The organism is Nocardia sp. JW2 (assembly GCF_051843015.1).
Lineage (GTDB): Bacteria > Actinomycetota > Actinomycetes > Mycobacteriales > Mycobacteriaceae > Nocardia > Nocardia coubleae.
This window is the reverse complement of record NZ_JBPXLK010000011.1, coordinates 207,647-232,016: the sequence shown is the minus strand read 5'-3', so window position 1 is coordinate 232,016 and position 24,370 is coordinate 207,647. Positions and strand designations below refer to the sequence as shown.

At 65.0% G+C, this 24,370-nt stretch carries 14 protein-coding genes; 8 read left to right on the top strand and 6 right to left on the bottom strand.

Annotation, left to right across the window (positions count from 1 at the left end):
* Positions 1-86 precede the first annotated feature (86 nt).
* On the bottom strand, positions 87-359 hold the full coding sequence (locus tag ACSVDM_RS18015; protein ID WP_439266363.1) for a MoaD/ThiS family protein: 273 nt from the start codon (positions 357-359) through the stop codon (positions 87-89).
* A 5-nt stretch (positions 360-364) separates the two neighbouring features.
* Positions 365-1,273 (bottom strand): WD40/YVTN/BNR-like repeat-containing protein, encoded by a 909-nt coding sequence (locus ACSVDM_RS18010; protein ID WP_439266361.1) that lies wholly within the window; start codon positions 1,271-1,273, stop codon positions 365-367.
* Positions 1,274-1,616: 343 nt separating this feature from the next.
* On the opposite strand from ACSVDM_RS18010, the gene ACSVDM_RS18005 reads away from it, so the two are divergent.
* From ACSVDM_RS18005 to ACSVDM_RS17995, 3 genes are all read left to right on the top strand, one after another.
* The gene (locus ACSVDM_RS18005; RefSeq protein WP_439266360.1) at positions 1,617-2,042 is read left to right on the top strand and encodes a hypothetical protein; all 426 of its coding nucleotides are present in this window, start codon (positions 1,617-1,619) and stop codon (positions 2,040-2,042) included.
* A 178-nt stretch (positions 2,043-2,220) separates the two neighbouring features.
* Positions 2,221-2,919, top strand: a complete 699-nt coding sequence (gene gntA / locus ACSVDM_RS18000; RefSeq protein WP_439266358.1) for a guanitoxin biosynthesis heme-dependent pre-guanitoxin N-hydroxylase GntA — start codon at positions 2,221-2,223, stop codon at positions 2,917-2,919.
* Between the two features lie 18 nt (positions 2,920-2,937).
* The gene (locus ACSVDM_RS17995) at positions 2,938-3,816 is read left to right on the top strand and encodes an ATP-grasp domain-containing protein (protein ID WP_439266356.1); all 879 of its coding nucleotides are present in this window, start codon (positions 2,938-2,940) and stop codon (positions 3,814-3,816) included.
* Here the strand turns inward: ACSVDM_RS17995 and ACSVDM_RS17990 are convergent.
* Positions 3,806-4,696 (bottom strand): ADP-ribosylglycohydrolase family protein, encoded by an 891-nt coding sequence (locus tag ACSVDM_RS17990; RefSeq protein WP_439266354.1) that lies wholly within the window; start codon positions 4,694-4,696, stop codon positions 3,806-3,808. The two genes, ACSVDM_RS17995 and ACSVDM_RS17990, sit on opposite strands and share 11 nt — an antisense overlap.
* Before the next feature lie 164 nt (positions 4,697-4,860).
* Here ACSVDM_RS17990 and ACSVDM_RS17985 point away from each other — a divergent pair, with 164 nt between their 5' ends.
* A complete protein-coding gene (locus tag ACSVDM_RS17985) occupies positions 4,861-6,192 on the top strand; it encodes a hypothetical protein (protein WP_439266352.1) in 1,332 nt (443 codons plus the stop codon).
* Positions 6,193-6,233: 41 nt separating this feature from the next.
* On the top strand, positions 6,234-7,061 hold the full coding sequence (locus ACSVDM_RS17980) for an EamA family transporter (RefSeq protein ID WP_439266351.1): 828 nt from the start codon (positions 6,234-6,236) through the stop codon (positions 7,059-7,061).
* On the opposite strand, the gene ACSVDM_RS17975 is transcribed toward ACSVDM_RS17980, so the two are convergent.
* Together ACSVDM_RS17975 and ACSVDM_RS17970 are read right to left on the bottom strand one after the other, a co-directional pair.
* Positions 7,018-7,722 (bottom strand): phosphoribosylanthranilate isomerase, encoded by a 705-nt coding sequence (locus ACSVDM_RS17975; protein WP_439266349.1) that lies wholly within the window; start codon positions 7,720-7,722, stop codon positions 7,018-7,020. The genes ACSVDM_RS17980 and ACSVDM_RS17975 overlap by 44 nt on opposite strands.
* Positions 7,723-7,855: 133 nt before the next feature.
* A complete protein-coding gene (locus ACSVDM_RS17970) occupies positions 7,856-8,440 on the bottom strand; it encodes a hypothetical protein (RefSeq protein ID WP_439266347.1) in 585 nt (194 codons plus the stop codon).
* Positions 8,441-9,205: 765 nt separating this feature from the next.
* Here ACSVDM_RS17970 and ACSVDM_RS17965 point away from each other — a divergent pair.
* Entirely contained in the window at positions 9,206-14,029 is a 4,824-nt protein-coding gene (locus ACSVDM_RS17965) for an AAA domain-containing protein (protein WP_439266345.1), read from the top strand.
* Between the two features lie 7 nt (positions 14,030-14,036).
* Here ACSVDM_RS17965 and ACSVDM_RS17960 read toward each other — a convergent pair whose 3' ends face one another.
* Positions 14,037-15,842 carry a DEAD/DEAH box helicase gene (locus ACSVDM_RS17960; protein ID WP_439266382.1) on the bottom strand — a complete coding sequence of 602 codons (1,806 nt, stop codon included), beginning with the start codon at positions 15,840-15,842 and terminating at the stop codon, positions 14,037-14,039.
* A gap of 182 nt (positions 15,843-16,024) precedes the next feature.
* Here ACSVDM_RS17960 and ACSVDM_RS17955 point away from each other — a divergent pair, with 182 nt between their 5' ends.
* Together ACSVDM_RS17955 and ACSVDM_RS17950 are read left to right on the top strand one after the other, a co-directional pair.
* Positions 16,025-19,408 (top strand): hypothetical protein, encoded by a 3,384-nt coding sequence (locus tag ACSVDM_RS17955; protein WP_439266343.1) that lies wholly within the window; start codon positions 16,025-16,027, stop codon positions 19,406-19,408.
* Positions 19,405-24,339, top strand: a complete 4,935-nt coding sequence (locus ACSVDM_RS17950) for a DEAD/DEAH box helicase (protein WP_439266341.1) — start codon at positions 19,405-19,407, stop codon at positions 24,337-24,339. Before ACSVDM_RS17955 ends, ACSVDM_RS17950 begins: the two co-directional genes overlap by 4 nt.
* The last annotated feature ends 31 nt before the right edge of the window (positions 24,340-24,370 follow it).

Genomic DNA, 24,370 nt, shown 5'->3' with positions numbered 1-24,370 from the left:
GTGTGGGAGAGTAGGACACCGCCGGACAATCATTCACGAAAGCCCTCTGACTACGGTCAGGGGGCTTTCGTCGTTTCTGGACCAATTCAGCCGCCGGCAACGGCCGGAATAATCATCACCTCGGTCCCTTTCTGGACCGCAGTCTCCTGGCCGTCGAGAGTCCGGCATTCGTCACCGTCGACATAGAAGTTCACATACCGGCGCAACACTCCGCGTTCATCGCGCAAGCGCCGTTCCAGCCCCGGATACTGCTCGCGCAGCACATCGAGCACCTGGCGCAGATCGGCCCCGTCGATGTCGAGTTCCCTTGCGCCGTCGGCGTATGTGCGAAGCACCGACGGCAGACAGACGCGCGCCACGGCCCTTATCCGATCACCGCGGCGCGCACACAGAGCACGTCCGGCAGCTTGTCGGCCACCAGCTGCCAGTGGTCGCCTTCGTCCGCACTGCAGTACACCTCGCCGTTGCGGGTGCCGAAATAGATGCCGGTCGGATCGGTATCGTCAGCGCACATGGCATCACGCATCACCGCCGCCCAGAACGGGACCTCCGGCAGCCCGTCGCTGAGCGCCGACCAGGTCTGCCCACCGTCCTCGCTGCGGTACACGGCGCATTTGGCGTCTGGCGGAAACCGAAAGCGATCCATGTCCGCGACCAGTGGGAACGTGTAGATCACGCCGGGCCGCCGAGGATGCGCGACGATCGGGAATCCGAAATTCGACGGCGGCAGCCCACCATCGATCGACTGCCAGCGCTCCCCGGCATCGGTAGTACGGAACACCCCACCGTGGTTCTGCAGGTACATCGTGTCGGGATCCGCAGCATCGAGCGCCACCTTGTGCACGCACTGCCCCCATTCCGGTAACTCTCCCGGCATGAAGTCCGCTGTGACCCCCTTGTTGGTGGGTCGCCACGATTCCCCACCGTCGGTGGTCTGATACACCCCACCGGTCGACATCGCGACAGCCATCCGCCGGGTATCCGCAAGATGCGGAAGGATCGTATGCAGTGCGAGCCCGCCACCGCCCGGCTGCCACTGCGTCCGATGCGGGTGGTCCCACAGTCCGCGCACCAACTCGAAACTGCGCCCACCGTCCTCGGAACGGAACAACGCCGACGGCTCGACGCCCGCATACACCACATCCGGCTCCGCCTCGGTCGCCGGCTTGATCTGCCAGACCCCTTGCAGCGCAGCATCTGTGTCGTCGGGAAACGCCAGCGGCGCGTCGTCCGGCTCACTCCACGTCTGCCCGAGATCGTCGCTGACCACCATCGTCGGACCGAAGTGACTGTTCAACACCCCCGCCAGCACTCGCGGCGTCCTCGATCGCGTGTCGATCGCCAACGCCTTCACATCGGCAACCGGAAACTGCGGCGGCGACACCTCCCAGGTCTTGCGCCCGTCCCGGCTCCGTGCCAGAAACAGTCCCTTACGAGTCCCTATCCCGAGCAACACGTCCATCGCAGACCTCCAGTGGTAACCGCAACGCCGACGCTCGTCACGCTACTCCGGACCACCGACAATCGGAATGTCATTCGGGTGGAAACGGGGGATGGCGAGGCTCGGCATAATATCTCCGGGTCCCGATCTCGACTCAGCGGAGGGGAGTATGAGAATGCGCGAGTTCGTCTATGCCGCAGGGTTATTCGTGGTGGCGACAATGCTGGGATGTGGGCGCTCGATCGAGGGAACTGCGACAGCAACAGACCCCGACGCCACAAATGCAAAGGCTCTCGAGGGCACATGGACCGGTTCTTACACCTGCGCGCAGGGCGCCACCGGCCTCACCTTGACCGTACGATCGCCTGACCGCGCGGAGTTCGAGTTCTATCCGCTGCCGGAAAACCCCACGGTCCCGAACGGCCGCTTCGCCATGCAGTGGCACATCGAGCCGACCCGTTTCGTCTTCCGCCAAACGTCGTGGATCGACAGACCGGGTTCCTACCGGATGGTCGACCGCACGGACAGCACCACAATCCTCACCGGAACAGTGACCGGTGAGGGCTGCACGACCTTCTGGCTGAGCCGCGACCTGACCTGAGCGAACAACGCACCGAGCTCACGGCACCGAGCGGCCGGGTGTGATTTCGAACATGGACATTTCATGGATCCGGCCTTCGAGCGGGGAAAACCGGCATCGGTGACAATTCCCCCGATTCGCGCACCGCGCTGGTCACCTGACAGGATCACGCGCGTACGCACGGAAAGGAACACAGGGGTTGACGACGGACGCGCGAGCTGAGCTGGCGAATTTCCTGCTCGGCGACCGATTCGCCTGTCTGGCGGGTCGCTCCGCCTGGCGTCAGGGCGGAATCACCCATTGCCACTACGACGTGCTCGGCGGCGCCGAAGCAGCTCGGCTGATGGCCGCTGATCTGGCGGAGTTCGTCAGCGCCGCCGACTGGAGCTCACGCAAGTTCACGAGCTTCATCGCCACCTTCGAACAGCCCCGCGGTGTGGACGAGCTCCGCTTCGAAGAGCTCCTGTGGCAGCACCTACAGCTCCTCCACGAGGCCGACTCGGACCGCTTCGCCTGGGCGGAAGGTTGTTCCTCCGATCCCCAGTCCGAAGAATTCAAATACAGCGTCGCCGGCCACAAGTTCTTCGTGATCGGCCTCCACGAAACCCACCGCCGCCTCGGCCGCCGCCCACCCTTCCCCATGCTCGCCTTCAACTCCCACGACCAGTTCGCCCGCATCAAAGCCGACGGCATGTGGGACCGTCTCGCCGACAAGATCCGCAAACAGGACATCATGCTCCAAGGCGACATCAACCCGAACCTGATGGAGTACGAAACGCTTTCCGAGGCCCGCCGCTACTCCGGCCGCCCCAAGCCCCTCGACTGGCAGTGCCCGTTCAGCGCCCGTCCTGCGGCGGAAGAATCCGGCCCGGCCGAGGTCCAGCGCGCCTATATCTGACGGAATAATGTGGCGAGAGTGCCCACCACTCTGCTGTTCTGCTGTGACCCACTGAGCCCGCGAAAGGTCGACGACCCTTTCGCCGAACAAGCGGCCATCGCACGAGCCATCGGTGCGATCGTCGCGCTGCTGGACCATGATGCGCTGCTGGCCGGGCACACCGCCGCAGCCGTCAGCCGCGTGGCCCGCGACAGCGGAGAGCTGTGGTACCGGGGCTGGATGATTCCGTCGCAGCGATATCGTGAGCTGGCCCAAGCGCTTTCATCGCGCGGCTGCAGCCTGGCGGTCGCGCCGGACCAGTACGCCTCAGCTCACGAATTGCCTGGCTGGTATCCCTCATTCGAGGAATTGACGCCGCGAACTGTGTGGTCGCCGTCAGGGCCTGGCGAGATCCCCGATGAATCGGCGCTCGCACAGTTGGTCACGCCACTCGGTGACGGTCCGGGAATCGTCAAGGACTACGTGAAATCCCGAAAACACGAGTGGGACACCGCCTGCTACATCCCCGATCTGCGCGATACCGCCAACCTGAGACGGGTGGTCGAGAATTTCGTCGAACTACAGGGCGAGTTCTTGGCAGGTGGTCTCGTGCTGCGGCAATTCGAAGACTTCACCGATACGGCAGACACCCCCGCATCGGAGGCCCGAGTCTGGTGGCTCGACGGCGAACCCATCCTCATCGGCCCACATCCCGACAACCCGGCAGCCCACGTCGAACCGGACCTGACCGCGATAGCGCCGGCGGTCTCCCGCCTCGGTTGCCGCTTCATCACCACCGACGTCGCTCGTCGCGTCGACGGGGTATGGCGGGTGATCGAAGTCGGCGACGCCCAGGTCAGCGACCTGCCCTCAACCGTCGACCCCACCGCGCTGATCGGCCCGCTCGTCAAACCCTGATCGAGGTGAGCCAGGACGGCAGCGGTTCGCGGGCGTCGAGCCAAGCCTGGGGTACTCCGTTCGCCGTGCCGATTCCGGTATACGCGGCGACGATCCCTCCGGTGATCGCGCAGGTGGTGTCGATGTCGCCGTTCGCTTCGATGCACGCGGCGACAGCAGCCGGGTAGTCGTCCAAATATGTTGCGGCGGACCACAAGGCGAAGGGCACGGTGTCCTGTGCCATCACTCGCGATCCGTTGCCCAGTTCGTGTGCGGCTTCGGCAACAGTGGCGCCGAGCAGCTCACGCGCCCGGTAGATGCCATGCGTCGTCTCGCCCGGCTCGAGACATTCCAGGACGGTGGTGAGGAATCCTGTGGCGGTGGGCTGAGCTTGGATGCGGCGGGCATAAGCGGCCTGCCCGGCCGCGACGGCCACGGCGACCGCCCCCAGCACGCCGTCAGGGTGCATGTGCGTCACCTGGGCCGACCGTACTGCTTCGGTAACAGCTCGTTGCGGATCGTCCCAGTAGTAGGCGCCGAGGGGCGCGATCCGCATAGCCGCACCGTTGCCGCAGGAACCACGTCCTTCGAAGGTGGCTGCGGACGTCTCGCGCCAGGGCGCTCCGTTGCGGATCCGACGAAGCGTCGTGACCGTCGCGTGCTCGTAGTCGCGTTCCGGGGAGAACCGGCGCGCGAACTCCGCAGCCAGTCGATCCTGGTCGACGTGCTGGTGACGCCGCAGTTCGGCGACCAGCACGCACGCCATCTCGGTGTCGTCGGTCCAGTCCCACGCAGCCTGTGGCGGCCTACCCGACCGAAGGTCCGGAAGCGACCTGCCAATGATGAAGAACTGGGCCCCCAGCGCATCGCCGACCGAGAGCCCGTCGAGCGAAGCGAGCATAAGTCCAACACGATCATCGGAAGTACTCGACCGCCATCTCCATCGCATCACCGGATCATCGTGTCAGGAGCCTCGTCCGATCCGGAAGCGGTCTGTTTTGCATCTGTATAAGTGAAAGGACCTGGGGCGAAGCGGCTTCGGTGCAGATCGGTAAGGGGAAAGACATGTCCAATCTCGATGAACGGATGAGGCTGGCGGTCGAATGGTTCGAGCGTTACCAATTCTCCGATGGGGCAGGTGGGGCCGGGTGGGGCTGGATTCACGACGTGCCACCGAATCCGCAGAACACGGCCGAAGTGGTGTGCGCATTGGCTGCGGCGGGGATCCCGGTGCCGCGGGCCGACGAAGTGCTGCACCTGGTGCGCAGGCAACGCATCGTGCCGCCCACGGCAGGCGCGGGTGAATTCACCGGGCCGATCGACATCGCATGGCAGTTGCGAGCGATGCATTGTCTCGGAGTGCCGGACACGGATCCCGATGTGGCCGAATGTATTCGGCGGCTCATCGAGGAACAGGACGCGGAGTCGGGCGGATACCGGATGTCGGGGTCGATCGGTCCGGTGTCGCTCACCGCGACGTCCGCCGTGATGCACGCCCTCGCGCCCTATGCGGCGGCGAACGAAGAGGTCGCCAGGGTCACGCTGCGTGGTGTCACGTTTCTGGCGTTGACGATGCTGTCCGACGACGTCCGCGCCGAACCGCTGTATACCGCTGCGCACATCGTGTTCGTCCTGGCCCGCTCGGAATTCGCGTCGGTCGGCGGCAAACGGGCGAGGCGAGCATCGGAACTGGCGATCGAACGGATCCTCGACTCCCTGGCCGACGGCGTGAATTGCAATGGGGACGAATACTTTCTGCGCGGCGACATCGCACATACATGGCGTCATCTCGGCCTGCACTCGGCGGTAGGTGCCCTGCTCGGCGCGGACGGCAAGTTGATCTTTCATCCGGCGGTTCGTGCCGCACTGACTTCACTGTTCGAATTGCAGGAGATGTCGGTGCGGCTCCCGAGCCGTGGTGGGTTCAGGACGTCGAGCGAGGGTTTCGTCACCGCCTACTCGACGACCTCGGCATTCGAGGCGATGGTGCACGCCCGGGCCGCTGTCGGCGAAACAGCCAATCCCGGAAAGATTTTCGACCTGATCTGCCGAGCGGACGGCGCGCATCACAGCGACGGGCAGGTGCTGGCGAAATGGGGACGGCAGCGGTTGATCATGAACAGCTTTGCCGGCTTCGCGGTCTTCCTTTTGGCCATGACAGCAGGACTGACCATTGTGGCCCATGGTGCGGAGCTGAATGCAAGGTACGAAAACCCGGATTGGCCGGTAAAATTGGCAGCAAGGGCGCTCGTGATCTGGGGGACGACGGTGATCGCGTTCGGCACGCTCACCTGGCTCACCAGCCGTTTTCCCGCGTCGTCGTCGCGGGTGGTTGCGGCGGCCGTCTTCGGCGGGTTCACTGCTGTGGTGCTGCCCATCGTGACCTATGCGATTTGACCGTAGCCCGGTCCTCCTACACTCGAGCGTCGCCGTGGATCATGCTCGCAGCGACGTTGGTGTGGGGTGCCTCGAGCGCCGCGTTGGCAGCCGTTGAAGGTGCCCTGACCTCCTCGGCGCTGGTTGCCGCGGGCGGTGGCGCGACGTTGCTGCTCATCGCGGGAGTTCGTCGTCAAGGTCCGCTGCGAATCCTGATGGAATCGCCGGCTCTCTACCTGCGGCTCGGCGCACTCGAAGCGGCCAACCTCATGCTCTTCGTCGCCGCTCTGAAATGCGGCCCGCTGCCCGTTGTCGTTGCGCTGCATCTGATTGCGCCGTTGCTTTTACTCGCCACCGAGATCGTGCGGGGGAGACGCCTGCTCACGCCACTGGTAGCGCTCGAGTTTCTATTGGTCGGTGCTGCGGTGGCGGTTGCAGTGCCGAGTAGTTCGGCTGAAATCCGGATGGACAGAGCGCTCTTGGGTTGCGTGTTGGCGGTCGGCAGCGCCGTGTGCGTCGCGATGCTCGTCAGCCTCATCGCCCGCGAATCGGCGCAACGGCCAACGATCGCATCAGCGGGTTGGCAACTGGTCGTAGCCGGGTTCCTCGGTGCCGCACTGATATTCACCGATCCGCCCGACCCGCGCACAGCCGGCTCGCTCGTACTCGTCGGCTCGCTGCTGCTAGCCCCGGGATTTGTGCTGTATTGGCGGGGTCTGCGCGGACTAGACGCGACGAAGGCCAGTATCATCGGTCTCAACGAAGCAGTCTTCGCCGCAGTGGTGAGCGCGATCTTCACCAATACACCGATCACTCTCGGCGCGGTGGTCGGCGGCGTGCTCGTCCTCAGTGCTGTTGTGCTGGACGATAAATCGAGGCAGCTTCCCTAGCGGCCTCGACGAACGCGACGCAGGCAGCCTCGGATTTGTCGCCTTCGGCGTCGTCGACTCCGGAGTTGACGTCGACACCGAAAGGTTTGACCGCGTCGATCGCCGCACGAACATTGTCCGGATCGAGCCCACCGGCCAGGACTACCCGCTTGCCCCGATCCTTTTGCGACTCGACGATTTTGTTGCTGATGCGCCAATCATGGGTTTGTCCTGTGCCGCCGAGGCGGTCCGGTGTCCGCGAATCGAGCAGGATCACGTCGCAGTAATCCGCGACTGCCTCCACATCGGCAAACGCGCCTTCATCGAGAACATGCACCGCCCGAATGATCTCGCGGCGTCCGTCGGTGCGCGCATACACCTTTCGCAGATTGTCCGTGCTCACCAAACCGTGAACCTGAATCGCGTCGACGCCTATGCGGTCGGCGAGAGCGAGGATGTCATCGGCGTCCTCGAGATGAGTCACCAGCGCGCGCTTCACCGGCACCGCGAGCTCGGCCACCAGCGCGGACAGCTCCCCAGCCTCCTCCGCGCTGACCTCGTCCTCGCTGAAGGCGGTAACCCCGCAGATGAAGCCCACGGCATCAGGCTTGGCGCGTAGAGCCCGGCGCAGATCGCCTGCTGACCTGATGCCACAGATCTTCACCTGAACGGACTCTGTCATGCCGCCCAGCCTAGTGACGTCGCAGGCTATCCAGCCACCTGGGAGGGCTGAATCTCGGATGCTGTTCGACACTGTCCGTCGATGCTGATTCGACCGCGGCTCGTTGATGAACCAGTGCGGCTGTCAGTGTCGTTCACTGGGCTGTTGGGACCGCGATCCCCGCGAGTAGAAGGGCACGGACAATGGCAGGCCGGTCCGGCGGTTCGTCGCCCGGAGTCTCCGGGCGCAGCACGTCGACCAGCCGATCAGGGGTCAGGGACCGTGTCTCAGCATCGGACAGAATGCCTTCCGCGTCGAGCCTGCCCGCCGACTCCAGCAGACGCGCAGACAGCGCGTCGAGCACTTGCTCCCTCTCGATGAACATGCTCATCCCGCAGCTCAGACCGTCGTCTCGGAGATCCTCGGGATAGGGCGCACGGGCCCAGGCACCATCCTCGAACCAGTAGACGCAACCCAACTCGTACCCGGCGGCCTGCTCGCGCAGTTCATCGAACGGAAGCCAGTCCGGCCCACCCGCCAGCATGTCGATCGGCGGCTTGTGCCACTTCACCCCGCTCGATTCGTCCTCTCCATAGAGCACGAACCGCCCTTCGCCGACCCGCGACATGGCCCACCAGGTGCAACCACCGTCTTCGTAGTGAAGGCCATCGTGATCGACCCACATGCCAGTGCGATAGGTGCTTGCCTCGGCCTCGGTGGTTGCGTCGATCGCGGCCAATAATGCCCACCGAGCCCACAACACATCAGCTGGCGGAATGTTCCCGGGCAGGCCCGGAGTGTGGATTGGCATCATGCACCTTGCAATAGGGTGAAATTCGACGGGCCGCATATTCGACGGCGGCCTTTCGTCAGACGGGCAGCCGGTAACTCGTGAATGCCTCACCGGTCTCCATCGTCGTACCGACAGTCCCGCCCAGCGTCAGCGTAATGAAGCGCAGTAGCTGGCACCGAACAATCCTTGCACGACGGGTGGGTTCGATGACCGCAGGACAGCCGCGGTCCCGCCCTCAATGCTCCCGACCTTCGGATCGCCCATGACCTGCCGAAATCGCCACCGGCTCAGCCTGTCGATTTGTAGCGCCGAGGACCTTCCAGACGATAGCGTTTCAAGGGCTGATGGTCAGGGCGAGGAGTGGCGGTGCGGGGCGTGGTGGACGATGCGGATCTCGTAGATCGCGCGGCGCGGTTGTTCAGGTTCCTCGCTCGAGTGCAGGGCGTGGGGGTGACGAGGGTCCAAGATGCTGCCGACCTCGGCGTGATCGAGTGGCTCGGTGCAATACCGGACCATCCCTCTGTCCGGTTCACGCCGAACAACGCCGACGCCCCATTTCTCTTGCTGGACAAGGTGCGTCGAACTCCGGCTGTCGGCGCACCTGAGGTAGCAGTCCGGGCTTGGTTGGCACCTGGCCGATTGGATGACCCCGATGACGAGCCGTCCTTGCTTCAGCGTCGACTGGACGGTACAGGTACTCGGACGTTGCTGTTGAGCGACCATCCGAACGTTGTGGAGGAGTTCGACGCCTGGCTTGCTCGATGGCGGGAATGGGCGGCTGGGGCGCGCATCGAGGAAGCCGCGCTGCGCCTGTACCGCGCCGTCTACCAGATGTATTCGGACGTGAATGCCTCGGCGGAATCCAAGGAAGCGGTGCTCGCGCTCGGCTGCCTGGTCTGGCGCAGGCCAGGATGGGGAACTGCCCGCCGTCATGTGCTGACCTTGCCGGTCAAGCTGGATTTCGACACCGATTCGGGTCGGTTGACGGTACGGGTGGACCGTGATGGCGGCCGGGCCGCGGTGGAACTCTCCGATTTCCTGGATCCGTCCGAGATCGCTGATCCGGGTCTGCTCCGAACGGCCGAACGTGAGCTCGTCGACGAAGGACTCGAACCGTTCGATCGAGCGACGATCGCCGGACTGATGCGGCGCCTGCTACACAGCCTCGGTCCTTCGTCGAGCTATCGAGACGAGGACGTGCCCGCCACGGCCACTGACGAGCCGGTCGGCTTCTATGCCCCCGCGCTGATCATGCGGTCGCGCGGCAAGCGGGGCCTGACCAGGGTTCTGGATTCGATTTCCGACCGGATCCAGGACCAGCGGGAGGTGCCGAGTGGGATTCGAAATCTGGTCGACCCCGCCTATGCGCCGACCATGGTCAGGTCCGAGGAGAGCGGCGCGATCGTTCGTGACGGGGACGATTGCTTCTTGCCGCTGCCGTTGAACAGCGTGCAGCTCCAGATCCTCGAGCACGTCGATTCGCATGCGCACACGATTGTGCAGGGACCGCCCGGCACGGGCAAGACCCACACCGCCGCCGCGCTGATCACCCACCTGCTCGCCCAGGGCAAACGCGTGCTTGTCACCGCCCACACCGATCGTGCGCTGGAAGAAGTTCGCGGCAAGTTGCGTGAAGAGATGCGTGGGCTGTGCGTCTCGGTGGCCGGTGCGTCACGCGACAATTTCGACGACCTGAAACGTGCCATGGAGCGCATCGCGCAGGAAGCCGACCGCCACAACCCGCATCGTGCCCAGACAACGGTGAAAGCCGCGCAGGCCCGCGTTGCCGACCTGCGCGCTGAGCGGGCGGATATCCGGAAACAACTGCTGCGGCTACGCGAAGTCGAGGTTGTGCAGCACCAGTGCGGTAGATATCGGGGGACGCTCACCGAACTGGTGACGCGCCATCGCGACGAAGCCTCGCGGTTCGACTGGATCAGCGCTCTGGATCCAGTCGAACCCGGCACCGCGCTGCCGGTGTCGGCGGCCGACGTCGCGCAGTGGCGGTCGTTGCTCCTGGATTCCGCGCTCGATGACCCCGAAGCGCGGGCACCGGACCTGATTACCACTCATGATGTCCCGCCGGTCGATCAGATTGCGCTGTGGTCCGAACGACTGCTGCAGGCCGAGGCGCGCGTCAGGTCCTGCTCGGAACAGGGTGCGCCACAGTGGACAGAGCGCATTGCCGCGTTGAATCCGCCGACGCGTGCGGAATTGCTGGCGATGGTACGGCGGCTGGACCGGGAGTTGGGTGACCTCGCGGCGAGTCGAGACGCCTGGGTTCGAGAAGCCTTGGCCGACATCAGTCTTGGGCGCGCCGCCCTGTGGCAGGACCGGGCGATGCGCCTGGCCGGTCTCACCCAGCCGGCGCAGCAGTTGGTCGCACAGGTCGGAATATCGCAAGTGCGCGTGAACGGTGGCGATACCGCTGCCCTGGTGTCGCTCGCCGAAGCTGTTCGCGCGCATATCGAGACGGCTGGTCCGCTCAAGGTCGGTGCGGACGGAATGCCGAAGGCCGGTTTCGCGTTCGGTAAGAGCCGGGTGCTCAAGGATGCGGCGCCGTTGTTCGAGCACGTCCGGGTCGACGGGCGGATCCCGACCACGGCCGAGCAACTCGATGTATTCCTGCGTTTCGAGGAGATCGAACGACTGCTCGGGCAGCTCGACGAGGTGTGGGTGGGAACTCCGGCCATGCCTGTCACCGGGAGTCCGACGATCCGGCTGACATGGCATCGCGAACATGCCGAACAGCTGAGGCGGTTGCTGAGCTGTGGCGCCGAGCTGGCCGAGGCAGGCAGGCAACTGCGCACCTTCGGCCTTCCTGAACCGGACTGGGCCGACGCGAACGCGCGCAAGCCGATCTTCGCGTCGTTCGAGGCCGTCACCGCGATCGACGAAAGACGAGCAGTACAACATCTTTTCGATACGGTGTCGGTCAAGCTGAATGCTGTGCGATTCCAGCCGCACGCGACGGCGAATCTGCAAGAGCTGCATGCCGCGATAGAACGCGGCGATGTCGAAGCCTACCGTCGCGCCTATCAGCGCCTCGGTGAACTGAACACGGTGCGGCGCAGGTTCGTTCATCGGCACGAGCTCGGGGCACGAATGGCATCGTTGCCGCGCCTGCGGGACGCGATCGCGGCAACGGCTTCCGATCCCGCGTGGGACAACCGCCTCGTCGAGATCGAAAATGCCTGGGAATGGGCAGGTTTGGGCCGATGGCTCGCGGCACACGAAGACGATACCGTCAACGAGCTGTTCGGCCGGCTCGACGACATCGAGGCGTCCTTGCGCAACGAGGCATCCGAGCTCGCGGTGACCAAGGCCTGGGACTACGCGGTCGGACCCGAGCGGCTCACCGCGAACACCAGGGTGGATCTGCGTCAGTACGCCCAGCTGGTCCGGCGCCTCGGCAAGGGCACCGGCGCGCACGCGGATCGCCGTCGTGCCGAGATCCGGGAGACCCTGGCTCGTTGCCGCTCCGCGGTACCGGTATGGATCATGCCGATCTACCGGGTGGTCGAGCAGCTCGACATCGAACAGGACATGTTCGACGTCGTTGTTGTCGACGAGGCCTCACAGGCGGGTGTGGAGGCGGTGTTTCTGCAGTACCTCGCACCACGGATCGTGGTGATCGGCGACAACCGTCAGGTTTCGCCGTCCGGTGTGGGCGTGAAGATCGACACCGTGAACGGGCTCGGCGAGCAATTTCTGGCCGACAACCTGCACCGGGCCACGTGGACCGACCCCAAGCGGAGCCTGTTCGACGAGGCCGCGATGCGCTTTCCGTCGCGGCTCACCCTGCTCGAACACCGCCGCTGTGTGCCCGAGATCATCGGCTTCTCGAACAAGATCGCCTACGAAAAAGACGATGTGCGTTTGGTGCCCGTGCGGTTGTACGGTGTCGATCGGTTACCGCCGATCCGGACCGAATACGTCCCCGACGGCGTCAGCACGCCGGGCAATGTGAACGAGATCGAAGCCGATCGGATCGTCGCCCGCATCCTGGAGTGCTTGGCCGATTCGCGATACGACGGGAAGACCTTCGGGGTGATCTCCCTGCTCGGCACCGCGCAGGCGGAAGTCATCTGGAAGAAGATGCTGGTCAAGGTGTCTCCGGAGGAGATCGACCGGCGGCGGCTGCGCTGTGGCGACGCGGCCGACTTCCAGGGCGCCGAACGGGATGTGATGTTCCTGTCGATGGTGAAGTCGGCCGGACCAGAGACCAGGCTGGTGGCCCGAGCCGACGAATCGGCGACCCAGCGGTACAACGTCGCGGTGTCGCGTGCGGCCGATCAGCTGTGGTTGTTCCACTCGGTCACCGCCGAGCAACTGAAGAATCCGGCCGACCTGCGCTACCAACTGCTCGACTACTGCCGAACGATCGAGACCGCGCCGCCGGAGATCACCACCGGGGTTTCGGAGCCAGTCCCCGAGAACAGGCCGGTGGCACCTTTCCGTGCGTTGTTCGAGCAATGCGTTTTCAACCGGATCGTCGGTCGCGGCTACCGGGTGGTCGCACAGTACGACGTCGGCGGACACGCGCTCGACATGGTGATTGTCGGAGGCCATATCCGGGTCGCTGTGCAGTGTGACGGCGACAGGTGGGCGGGGCCGATCGAATACCAGCGGTCGATGGCGTGGCAGCGTGATCTGCAACGGTGTGGTTGGCCCTTCTTCCGAATTCGGCAGTCGCGCTTCGTGTCCGATCCGGAGTCGAGCCTCGAGCCACTGTGGCAACTGCTCGACGAGGTCGGGCTGACGCCGGTGTCGGCCGAGGACTTGGTGCAAGCCGATGCGGCACCGATCGCGTCGGCGGCGAGTGTCGGAACCGCTGAGCCGGTGATACAGCAGCCTGTCGTGGATCCGCTGGACGACTTCGATTGGCGCAAACCGGAACCCGATACCGGGGCTGGCGAAAGCGAGCAGGTCTGTCCAGTCGAGGAGAACGTCGACATCGACGTCCCGATCGAGCCTCCGAACGCCGCCCCCGCACCTTCTGTTGTCACGGAAGAAGCTGGTGAGCAAGAATATTCGGCGTTCAATGGATTGGTGTCACCGCTGTCTGCCGCGTCGCCGATCGAGACGGTCGTGAGTGATCTGCTGCGCGTTGTCGAGGTGGAGGGCCCCGTGACCGCCGGTCGTCTGCGTTCGGTGTTCTTTCGCAACGTGGCGGACGACGACGAGCGAGGTGGCAGGGCAGCGTTGGACCGTGCACTGTCGGTGGCTGTCGAGCGTGGCGAGCTGATCGTGGACGACTTTCTGGAACTACCTCAGCCGCAATGGTTCACCTACCGATCACCGAGCCAACCGGAGGTGCGACGGCGGACGCTGGGAGCCCGTTCCATCGAGGAGGTGCCGCCGCGCGAACTCGCCCGAATCCTGGCCGATGCTGCTGAGACGACCGGTTGGGGCGACCGGCGTGGACTGATGCAGACAGCCGCGAGCGACCTGGGTCAGGCGCAGTTGACCGATCGGGCCATCTCGATGTTCGCCCTGGTGCTTTCGAGCGCGCGTACGGTGCCCGCCGGATGAGGTGAGATCAGAGCAGGCCCGAGGGTGTTCGCCCGCGGAGGAACGCGGCGATCTGGATGAGCCGGTGCGGCGGCACGGTGAGCGTACCGACCCGCGACATCACTGACCGCAATTCGCCCACCGGATCATCGGATCCGGCCGCCCATTGTGCGATCGCCGCTGCGGCCTGCTCACGTGTCGCCCTCGTGCCGCCCACGGCTGCCGACACGAGCAGCAGGTCCTCAGTGGGTTCGCCGAGTGAGCGGTAGGTCAGCAGCCCGGCGTCGGCCGCGGCTTGGACTTCGTCGAGCAGCTCACGAGGATCGGTGACCCCGATCAGGTCGCCTACTTCGTCTCCGGTGGCAACGAATTCGAGTTTGGTCAACTGGTCCAGCAGGTCGGCGTACTCGGGCACCACCTCGGCCATGTCCTCGACAGAGTCATCGTCGTCGGGATCGTGCGTGTCGGCACCTTCGCTGTCTGCGTCGTCGTGCGCCACCAGATGAACCCCGGATGGCGCGGCCGCTCCGACCGCATGGTCTTCTGCCGCGAGGGCAGCTGCCTGACCGGCCCATTCGGTCAGGAACTGCGTCAATCCGACGACATCCGTGCGCACAGTGTTGTCTGCCAGTCGATGGGCAACCGACAGGAAGGAACCATCGACGCCGGCGGCCGGATCTTCGATGGATCCGACCACGTAGGCGATGACGATGACGCGGGGCCGGCCAGCATGGGCAGAAGTCACGACGCGACCCAGCCGCCGGATCATCTCGGTGCGGTCGTGGCTGCGGGCGAGGAACAACCCGAGTTCGGCGTGCGGCACGAGCACCGTTTCGTCGGGCACGCGTTGTTCGACGAGCACCCGCACCGACCGTTCACGCAGGCCGGCCGACAGCGCCGATCGCTGCTGGGGCCGCAGCGCGGGGCCCGAGATGGCGGCGGTAACTCCGGCGGAACTCAGAATCTGTACCACTGTCCCCGCCGCCACCGCTCGGCCGGCGAAAACCACGGTCTGGGTATCGCGGAGTACGTCGATCGGCAGCGAGCGGACGAGGTCCATCTTCGCCCGGCATTCCGCCAGCAATGTCGCCCGGTCGCCGAGCGCTTGCACATAGCGGTTGGCATGGTGGGCCCCGGAGCCACGGCCTTGCCGGAGCTGTTCGACGAAAACGTGGAATTCCTCGGAGCGATCCGGTGCGCCGTAGCTGCCGGTCAATGTGTCGATCTCGCGCTCGACCAGTGATTGTGCCTGATTGAGGCGGGCACGTTCTTTGGGCGTCAGCTCGACACCGACCTGCACGACCGTGACCGGCGCGAGATGGCCGTCCGCGCGGGCACGCGGGTAATCACAGCCGGCGATCACGGAGCCGAAATAGGGGAGAAGCACCGAGTCGACGTTGCGATCCCCGGGCGGGAGGGCATCGGTGAAGCCGAGCCGGTGTGGGAAGCGCTCCGTCAATGCCGTCGGCCAAAAACCCGCGCCGTATCGATGCAGGTCATCGACGATCAGCAGGGCCCTGTGGTGATCGAGGTCGGCGGTGCGCAGGCGCGCCACTGTGTTGGCGGTGAGCACCGCTACGTGCCAGGTTCGGCTCGGCATAGCGAGGCTGCCGATCCGGCACGACGGCATCGTCTCTTCCATCGTTGCGAGCCAGCGTTCACGGGCGGCGTCGTCGGGGACTACGGCAACGACCGGGCTGCCCGCCTCGACCGCTTCCGCCGCGGCTCGCACACCGAGCACGGTCTTGCCCGTACCCGCCACGGCCTCGACGATGCCTCTGCGGCCCTTACGGTTCCACTCGTCGTAGGCAGCCTGTTGCCACGGGCGCAGCACCCTCACACCCTCCTCGCCAGGCCCGAACGGGGCCTCCGCTGACGAGGGTAGCGGCTCGAAATCAGCAGCTTCGGTCTGTGCCCGGAAACTTCCGATCGGTGAGATGATGAGAATCGGTTGATGGAGGTTTGCCAGGCGCCCGAAATGGGTAGCAGGCGCGGTGTGGAGGGGGTGTGGCACGAATGGCCGAGTCGTTCGTGTGGGTCCAGGCCGGCGACGAAGAATTCGCTCGCGCCAGGCAGTTGGAGCGGGTGTCACTGTTCGTCGAGCTCAACTTGGACCACGACGAAATCGTCCGGACCCGCGACCTGTTCGGCCAGCTCATCCGGGATCACCGACGCACCCACGGTCTTGCCCGGTTGATCGACCGGTTTCCCGCGCTCACCCTGACCACCCTGATCGGGCATGCGGGTCTGTCCTATGAGCAGGGGAAATACTGGGAGAGTTTCTGGGCGGAACTGGCGATGGAGCGCGAGCAGGAGTTCGAGAACCTGCTGCGGACCAAGCTCACCTCGCTGCTGCGCAAGTTCAAGCTGCGCGAATTCCCGGAGATCAGCAACCAGCAGTACGTGCAGACCATGGCGGTGCATGCCGGAGTCCCGGTGCACTGCCTCAACGACCTGGTCGACGTCATCGAACAGCACATTTCGCTCGGACGTGAACCGAGTGGTGCTGCCGTGTTCGAGTGGCTCACCCAGCCCGGTCTCGAGTACCGGATGAACCACCTCGATGTTCCCGTCCGCAACTTCCTGCAGTTCGGTGGTGAGGCCGCTGTCGACATCGTCGACCGGATCATCGAGTTCGCCGAATACGCCCGCGAACATCCGGAGGTCGCCAACGACCTCGATCTCGATACCTCGACCACCGGGCTGCCGAGTGTCATGCTCGAAGCGTTGATCGACCGGTTCGAGGAGCGGCCGTTCGGGTCGAGCACTGCCGAGTCCGGTCGGGTCGGTCGATCACGCCGACCGGTGATCGCCTATTCGCGATCCGATGACCAGGTCGTCGTCGAGGTTCCGTTTCCGGACCGGGGCTCCGAATTTCCGTGGTTGGTTTCTTTCGACGGCGACAGCACCGAGGTGTACGCCGAACGAGGTTGGGGCCTGAGTGAAGGCGAGGTGCACCCGCCGACTCGGGTTCGGGTCCCACATCGAGTCCGCGAAGTGGTCCTGCGCCATGACGCCTCCGAGGCGCATCATCGGATTTCCTTGGTGGACAAGGACAATCCGCTCTTGCTGTTCGATCACAACGGCAAACCGATCTCCCGGCATCTCGCCCTGCCGCGTGGCGAGGTGATCGGTGTCCATCCGGCGACCGCGTCGCTGGTCGACGGGCACAGTGGGGCGCCGGTGTCGTTCACAGCCGAAGCTGTCCCCGCGGGCTGGCGCGACTGGCGAGCACGGGTCTACGACCTGGCGGCGGTCGACTCGGTGCGGTTGCGTCGGGATCACCTTCTCGGCCCGGTGCAGCAGGTTCGCCGGGTCGGTGCCGCCCGACTCGATCTAGCCGACCCGGTCGAAGGGGTCTTCACCAGATCGGGCTTGCCGGTGTACAGCGAACGGCCCGCCGTAACGCTGCCCGTCGCAGGCGCCGAGCCGGTTGCCTGGCGCGTGCGGGTGCGCCGGTCGGGGACCACCGACTGGCTGGCCGACGACGAATGGGAATCGGATACCGAACTCACCGAGCTCGACCCGTTCGACGGTCTCGCGCCGGGCCTGCTCGGCATGTTCGACATCGTCATCAGTGGGCCACTGGGGCAAGACATCCGACACAGCATGTTCATGGTGGAAGGGCTCTCGGTCGAGCACGACAGCATCTTCCGCATACCGACCCCGGACGGATTGTCCTCGGCGGCGACCGCGCTCGAGATCGCGCCGCCGTTGGCCCTCGACCGTGCGTTCGTCGAGTTTCCCAGTGCGCAGCGTGATTCGGAGTTTCGGGTATCAGCGGGGCAGACGGTCGAACGCCTGGTCCTTCGTCCGCCACATATCGAGTTCCGGGTCGACGACATCGGCGCCGCCGCCCGCTGGCGCACGGTCGCGCCGGTGCTGACCGTCGACGATCTCACCGAGCACCTGATCGTGGCGGTTCGAGTCCCCGGCGATGTCGAAGTCGACATCGCACTGTCGGATTCGGTGGGCCGGATTCGGCAGACCGAGGAGCCACAGGTCAACCGCGACAATCTCTTCCAGGTGTCGAGCCGGACCTTTGCCGACACCGCGCGCTCGCTGCGCACCGCGACACTGCTGGCCCGGATAGATACCCCGGACGGTCGGACCACTCAGGTCACCGTGGCCCGTGTGCAGCCGCGCCTGCTGTGCTCAGGAATCCGGTTGGACGGCGGTGTGCTGGTGTTCGAGGGCACCGACAGCGACGACCTCGCCGCGTTCGTCTGGCCGGAGACCGCGCCGTGGCGGCCACCGACACAGGTCGAGATCGTCGAGGGAAAGGCGCGCCTGCCCGCCGAATTCGTCGATGCTGGACCGCTGACCGTGCAGGTTTTCGTCGATGATCCATGGGCGGTGATCACCGCCCCGAGCCGCCCTGACGATACGGCGTACCACGTTCCGCAGCACGGCTGGCTGCAGGATTCGGACCCGGCACGCACAGAGCTGGCGAAATTCCTGGCCGGGGCGGGGGATCCGCCCGTCTCGGGCAGTGCGCTCGCCGAGGTGTGGTCCGCTTACGCGAACTGTTACTCCGACAGCTCGCTCAGCCCGCTGGTTCGCGGTGGACTGCTGCGAGTTCTCGCGGCCGATCCTCGAAGCTCACTCGAGGCGTTGGAACGCAGCGCTCTTCCGCAGGCCCAGCTTCCAGCACTGCTGATCCGTACCGGGCTGGTGGACAAGGATTTCAGTTCGTACTTCCGCCTGGGTAAGCACGCCAATCCATGGCTCGGCTGTCTGATCGATATCGCCGACCTTCCGAATGTCGTGTTGCAGTCGGCCGAGGAGAGTGCCGAAGCGCTTGGTGCCGACCTGGCCACGCAGGGCGGTCCAGCCCTGGTCGAGCTGCTGTCGGGGAAATTGCGGGAGGTCTACACCGGCTACTTCGAGCGAAACACCATCGGGATGCACCGCATGGCGCCGGAGCAGATCGCCGCGCTCAGGGACGCGTGTGAGATCGTGCCCGGGGCGTTGCTTGATCCGGATACCCGAAGGGCTGCGATGTTCGAGGCGTTCGCCCGGCGGCTCGACTGGCAGTCCGATCCGGCCTCGCATGCCATGACCACCCACTCGGCTGCGTTGACGACCCCCTTGCGACGGGCCTCGCCGTGGGTATACGACGTGGTCAAAGCGCGCAGTGATGCGCTGACAGGGGTAGACACCAGCGAATTCCCCTGGATGCTGATGTCGATGCAGTCGCTGCTGTTCGCTGTCGTCGCCCGGTTGCGGGCTCGCTCGCTGATGTCGCATCCGGTGTTCACCGCGCCCATGCGGCAGTGCTGGGCCAGGCTGGCCGAATTATGTCCAGGACTGGTCGCTGCCGACCTGCTGATCGCCGATGCGCTCGCGTCCTACGTTTTACACCACGATGTCATCAACAAGATCGGAGACCATCGGTGACCGACAGGCTGGATCCCCTTGCCGCCAGTGCCGACATCGAAGCAGGCTACAAACGCTATCTGAAAACGTTGCTGGCGCCGCGTGATCCGGCGCTGGCGAGCGCGTTCGACCAGGCGGTGGACGAGACCTCGCTGCTCACGAAGGGGCCGATGCTCGAGCTGACGCCCCCGTACGCACCGGGTGCGTCGCTGCGGTCACTGATCTCCGAGGGCGTATTGCACCCCGGCTTCGCAGAGTTCGGCGCAACCATCGAGCTGGACCGGGCGCTGTATGCGCACCAGGAGACAGCCGTTCGCAAGGTGGCGAGTGGCCGCAACCTGGTCGTGAGCACCGGCACTGGTTCGGGTAAGACGGAGAGCTTCCTGCTTCCGATCCTGAACTCTCTCATCGCCGAGAAGTATGCGGGCACACTCGGGCCAGGTGTTCGCGCCTTGCTGCTGTATCCAATGAACGCGCTGGCCAATGACCAGCTCAAACGCTTGCGGGGACTGCTCGCAGCAACCCCGGAGATCACTTTCGGACGCTATACGGGCGAAACCAAACGGCACCGCGCCGCCGCCGAGGCCGGCTACCACGCGATGTTTTCCGGTGCCGAGCGGCTGCCGAACGAGTTGCTCAGCCGAGAGGAGATGCGCGACAGCCCGCCACACATCCTGCTCACCAATTACGCGATGCTGGAGTATCTGCTGCTGCGCCCGCGTGACTTGGAGCTTTTCGATGGAAAGCACCAGGACACTTGGCGATTCATAGCGCTCGACGAGGCTCACGTCTACGACGGCGCGCAGGGATGTGAAGTCGCGCTACTGCTGCGCAGACTCCGGGATCGGGTTGCCGGCGGGCGGTCGCTACAGTGCATCGCCACGTCGGCGTCGTTGTCCGGAACCACGCCCGAAGCCCAGGGGATCGAGGCGACGGCGTTTGCGCAGAAGTTGTTCGACGTCCCGTTCGAGTTCGTGGCCGACGACCCGAGTCGTCAGGATCTGGTGACCGCCACCCGGATGCCCAGCCGTCCACCGGCAACCTGGAAGATCGACGACGACAAGCTGCTGACCCTGGCCGCGCCGGGTGCCGACCTGACCTGGATCGGTACGAAGGTGCCCTCCGGTGACATCGTGGACGCACTGCACAGCGAACGCCGGATGGCCGACCTCGAAAGTTACGCGGCGGCCGGACCCCAAAGCGTCCGTGAGCTCGCCGCGAAGTTGTGGCCGGACGACGCCGAGGCCCCACAGAAGCTCGAAGCCCTCGTCGCACTGGGTTCGAAAATTACCGACGAGACGAAGAAGCCGGTGTTGTCTGCGCGCTACCACCTGTTCGTCCGGGCGACGGAGGGCGCCTTCGTCAGTTTCGACGACAACGGCCCCACTGTCTTGCTCGGCCGTCACGAGGTTGATCCGAATACCGGACGCGCGGTTTTCGAATTCGGTACCTGTCAGCGGTGCGGTGCTGTGCATCTCGCCGGGCAGCGGGAGCTGGTCGACGGCCGCGAGTACTTCCGCCCAGCCAAGGGGGAGAGCAAGGTGAGCTGGTTGGTGGTGACCGACAGCGACACCGGCGACCTCATCGACGAGGATGACGAAACTCTCGACGAGCAGCAGAGCAGCGCCGCAGGCACCGGCACCGGCACGCTGTGCACGGGATGTGGTGCGCGCGGGAGTTGCGCGCCGAAGTGCCCAGGCGGCCGGGTATTGCGGGTCCGGGAGCATCGTGCCGCCGCACGGGTGATGAGCAAGTGCACCGAGTGCGGTGCGCGGTCACGGCAGGTGATCCGGCGGCTGCGGACCGACACGAATGCCGCGCCTGCGGTCATCACGACCGCGCTCTACCAGCATCTTCCGGAAGCTGCGGACGGTACGGCGGATTTCGTCGGCGGCGGGCGGAAACTGTTGATGTTCTCCGACTCGAGGCAGGCAGCGGCCTTCGCCGCTCCCTATCTCGAGCAGACTTATGGCCGGATGCTGGAACGGCGCTACCTCACCGAGGCGCTTGGCCAACCGAAGAATGCCGGTGAGGCCCTGTCACCTGATGACTTGGCTGCTGATGCGAAAGCCATGGCGGTGCGCGCGCAGCACTTCGAGGAACGCGCCACCCGCGCCACGATCATGCGCGCGGTCAACCCCTGGGTGATGGCAGAGCTGATGGCGATGGACCAGCGTCAGTCGCTGGAAGGCCTCGGGCTCATGGCGGTTTCATTGTTCCGGTCCCGAAATGCCGAGATCCCGAAGGGATTCCGCAACCTGGGGCTCAGCGATGACGAAGTATGGGCCTTGCTGAACGAGCTCGTGAAGTCCATCCGGCTGCAGGGCGCGATGAGTCTGCTTCCCGAAGTCGACATCACACTGCCGATCTTCGAGCCTCGTGCCAGCCGGATCCGAATCCGTTCCCGGGATTCGGATCGGGATCGTCGTATCATCAGCTGGCTTCCTGGCGGCAGGCCGGGCACTGCGAACAACCGTATCTTGTTCCTGCGCAAGGTCCTTGCCGAATTGGGCAGGTCGGAACCGGCCGAAAAGGTGCTCGACGCATGCTGGAACTTTCTACTGCAGAACAAGTATCTTCTCGAAGAGAGCGACCGCGTTGCCGGTGTGCTGTACCAGCTGGACCAAGACCAGCTGCGGATCCGTCGTGGTGCCGACTGTGAATGGTTCCAGTGCGGGGCATGCCGCCGGATCACCGTCCACAATGTGCGCGGTCTGTGCCCCCAGGGCAATTGTGACGGGCGGCTCGCGCCCCACGCGATTCCGGACCGCGACGAGGACATCAATCACTATCGGACCGCGTACCGGTCGTTGGCCATGTTGCCGCTGTCGGCGCGTGAGCACACCGCGCAATGGGAGGCCACCGCGGCCGCCGACATCCAACGACGATTCATCTCCGGCGAAGTGAATGTCCTGTCGTGCTCCACGACATTCGAGCTCGGGGTCGATGTCGGCGATCTGCAATCGGTGATGTTGCGCAACATGCCGCCGAAAACGGCGAACTACGTGCAGCGGGCAGGTCGGGCCGGGCGTCGCGCCACGTCGGCCGCACTCGTGGTCACCTACGCCAAGCGCAGTTCACACGATCTGTCGAAGTTCCAGAAGCCGGAGTCGATGATCGCCGGAAAGATGCGAATTCCGTGGATTCCCATCGACAACGACCGAATCGGCCGTAGGCACGCCCATTCTGTCGCGTTGGCCGCCTATTTTCGTGACTGCTATGACAAGGAGGGCCGCGAGTGGGCCACGGCCGGTGAGTTCTTCACGCCGGAGAATGATGAGACCGAGTCGGCGGCCGCTCGAGTACGCCATTTTCTGACTCCTGTCCCCGATGCTGTTCGAAGCTCCCTACGGGCTGCATTGCCTGCCCACGTGCAGCGTGAGATCGGGGTGGAATCCGACGCCTGGGTCGAACATCTGTGTGCCCAACTCGCCGATGCGGAACACGACATCCGCACGGACATCGCGACTTTCGAAGACCTGATCCAACAGGCCATCGACGCGAAGAACCTGGCGCTCGGCAGTCGTCTGCAGAAGACCCTGCACACTGTCCAAGGTCGCCAGCTGCTCGGTTATCTCGCCAACAAGAACGTCCTGCCGAAGTACGGATTTCCCGTCGACACCGTGGAACTGCGCACTACCCATTGCGAAGGTACCGTCGGCGCCAAGCTCGAACTCGCCCGTGACCTCGGGCAGGCGATCTACGACTACGCACCGGGTAACCAGGTGGTCGCGGGCGGCAAGTTGTGGACTTCGCGCGGTCTGCACAAACTGCCGAAACGGGAGCTGGAAACGCTGCAGTACCGCGTATGCAAGGAATGCAATCACTTCGAGTCAGGGCATGTGCTCGACCCGTTGTCGACCTGTCCGAACTGCCGGGCAGAATTCGACGCGACGAAAACCTGTGTTCTGCCGGAGTTCGGCTTCGTCGCCGATCGAAAGCCCGAGGATGTGAAAGCTGAAGCGCCCCAACGAGCATGGTCGGGCGCCAGCTTTGTGGAGACGGTCGGCGAGGGTTCGGAACCGGTTGTCTGGCCATCGAAAGACGATATGCAAGTGTGGGCGCGGTCGGGTACGCGCGCCAAACTCGCTGTGATCGGCGAAGGAGCGGGCAATGGATTCCGGCTGTGTGCTTGGTGCGGCTGGGCCGAGCCGATCAGGTTCGATCGCGCGCCGAGCAAAACACATGAGCGTCCGGCGACCGGTAGTCCGTGTGGTGGACCGCTCGATCAGGTCAACCTGGCCCATCGTTACGAAACCGACGTCGCGGAGTTCACTTTTGCGGACTTCCATTACACAGAGTCGGAAGACAAGTGGTTGTCGGTGCTGTACGCCCTGCTCGAAGGTGCTTCGGAGGCGTTGGAGATCAGCCGCGACGACATCGACGGAACGCTGTCCTGGAGTGCCGACCACCGTCGAAGCATCGTGTTGTTCGACACCGTGCCTGCCGGCGCGGGGGCGTCGAAACAGATTGCCGCGGAACTAGATCGAGTGTTGCGGGTCGCCGCGCAACGGGTCGCCACGTGTGACTGCGGTATCGAGACCTCGTGCTATGGCTGCCTGCGGTCCTACCGCAACGCCAGGTTCCATGATCAGCTGACCAGAGCGGGCGCGCTGGAAGTGTTCCACCAGCTCGGACTGGCACCCGAAGTCACCGATCTGTCGGTCGACAAGGCTCCGGAATCCTGGGACGAGGACCCGCTGTATTCCTCTCAGGCCGTCCGGGACCTCCTCGCGGAGCTGCAGCAGGCCGGTGTTCCCAAGCCCGAGGTCGGGATCGAGGCCGGGCGGGCCTACTGGATGGTCGACATCGTCTGGCCGACGGAGAAGGTGGTTGTCGTCGAGGGCGTGGACGAAGACCGCGATTCCGGCTTGGCGGCCGACGGTTTCCGGGTCGTGCGGGTGGAAGAAGCCGATGTCGACGAGCTGGCGACAATCCTGGTCGGCACGTGAACGCCACGGGGGCAGCGGTTTACGCTGCCCC

What these genes read in the sequence shown, in the direction of transcription:
- ACSVDM_RS17955 (WP_439266343.1), top strand. Translation starts at nt 16,025, where the DNA reads ATGGCCGAGTCGTTCGTGTGGGTCCAGGCCGGCGACGAAGAATTCGCT.
- ACSVDM_RS17990 (WP_439266354.1), bottom strand. Translation starts at nt 4,696, where the DNA reads ATGCTCGCTTCGCTCGACGGGCTCTCGGTCGGCGATGCGCTGGGGGCC.
- ACSVDM_RS17980 (WP_439266351.1), top strand. Translation starts at nt 6,234, where the DNA reads ATGCTCGCAGCGACGTTGGTGTGGGGTGCCTCGAGCGCCGCGTTGGCA.
- ACSVDM_RS18005 (WP_439266360.1), top strand. Translation starts at nt 1,617, where the DNA reads ATGCGCGAGTTCGTCTATGCCGCAGGGTTATTCGTGGTGGCGACAATG.
- ACSVDM_RS17985 (WP_439266352.1), top strand. Translation starts at nt 4,861, where the DNA reads ATGTCCAATCTCGATGAACGGATGAGGCTGGCGGTCGAATGGTTCGAG.
- ACSVDM_RS17975 (WP_439266349.1), bottom strand. Translation starts at nt 7,722, where the DNA reads ATGACAGAGTCCGTTCAGGTGAAGATCTGTGGCATCAGGTCAGCAGGC.
- ACSVDM_RS18010 (WP_439266361.1), bottom strand. Translation starts at nt 1,273, where the DNA reads ATGGTGGTCAGCGACGATCTCGGGCAGACGTGGAGTGAGCCGGACGAC.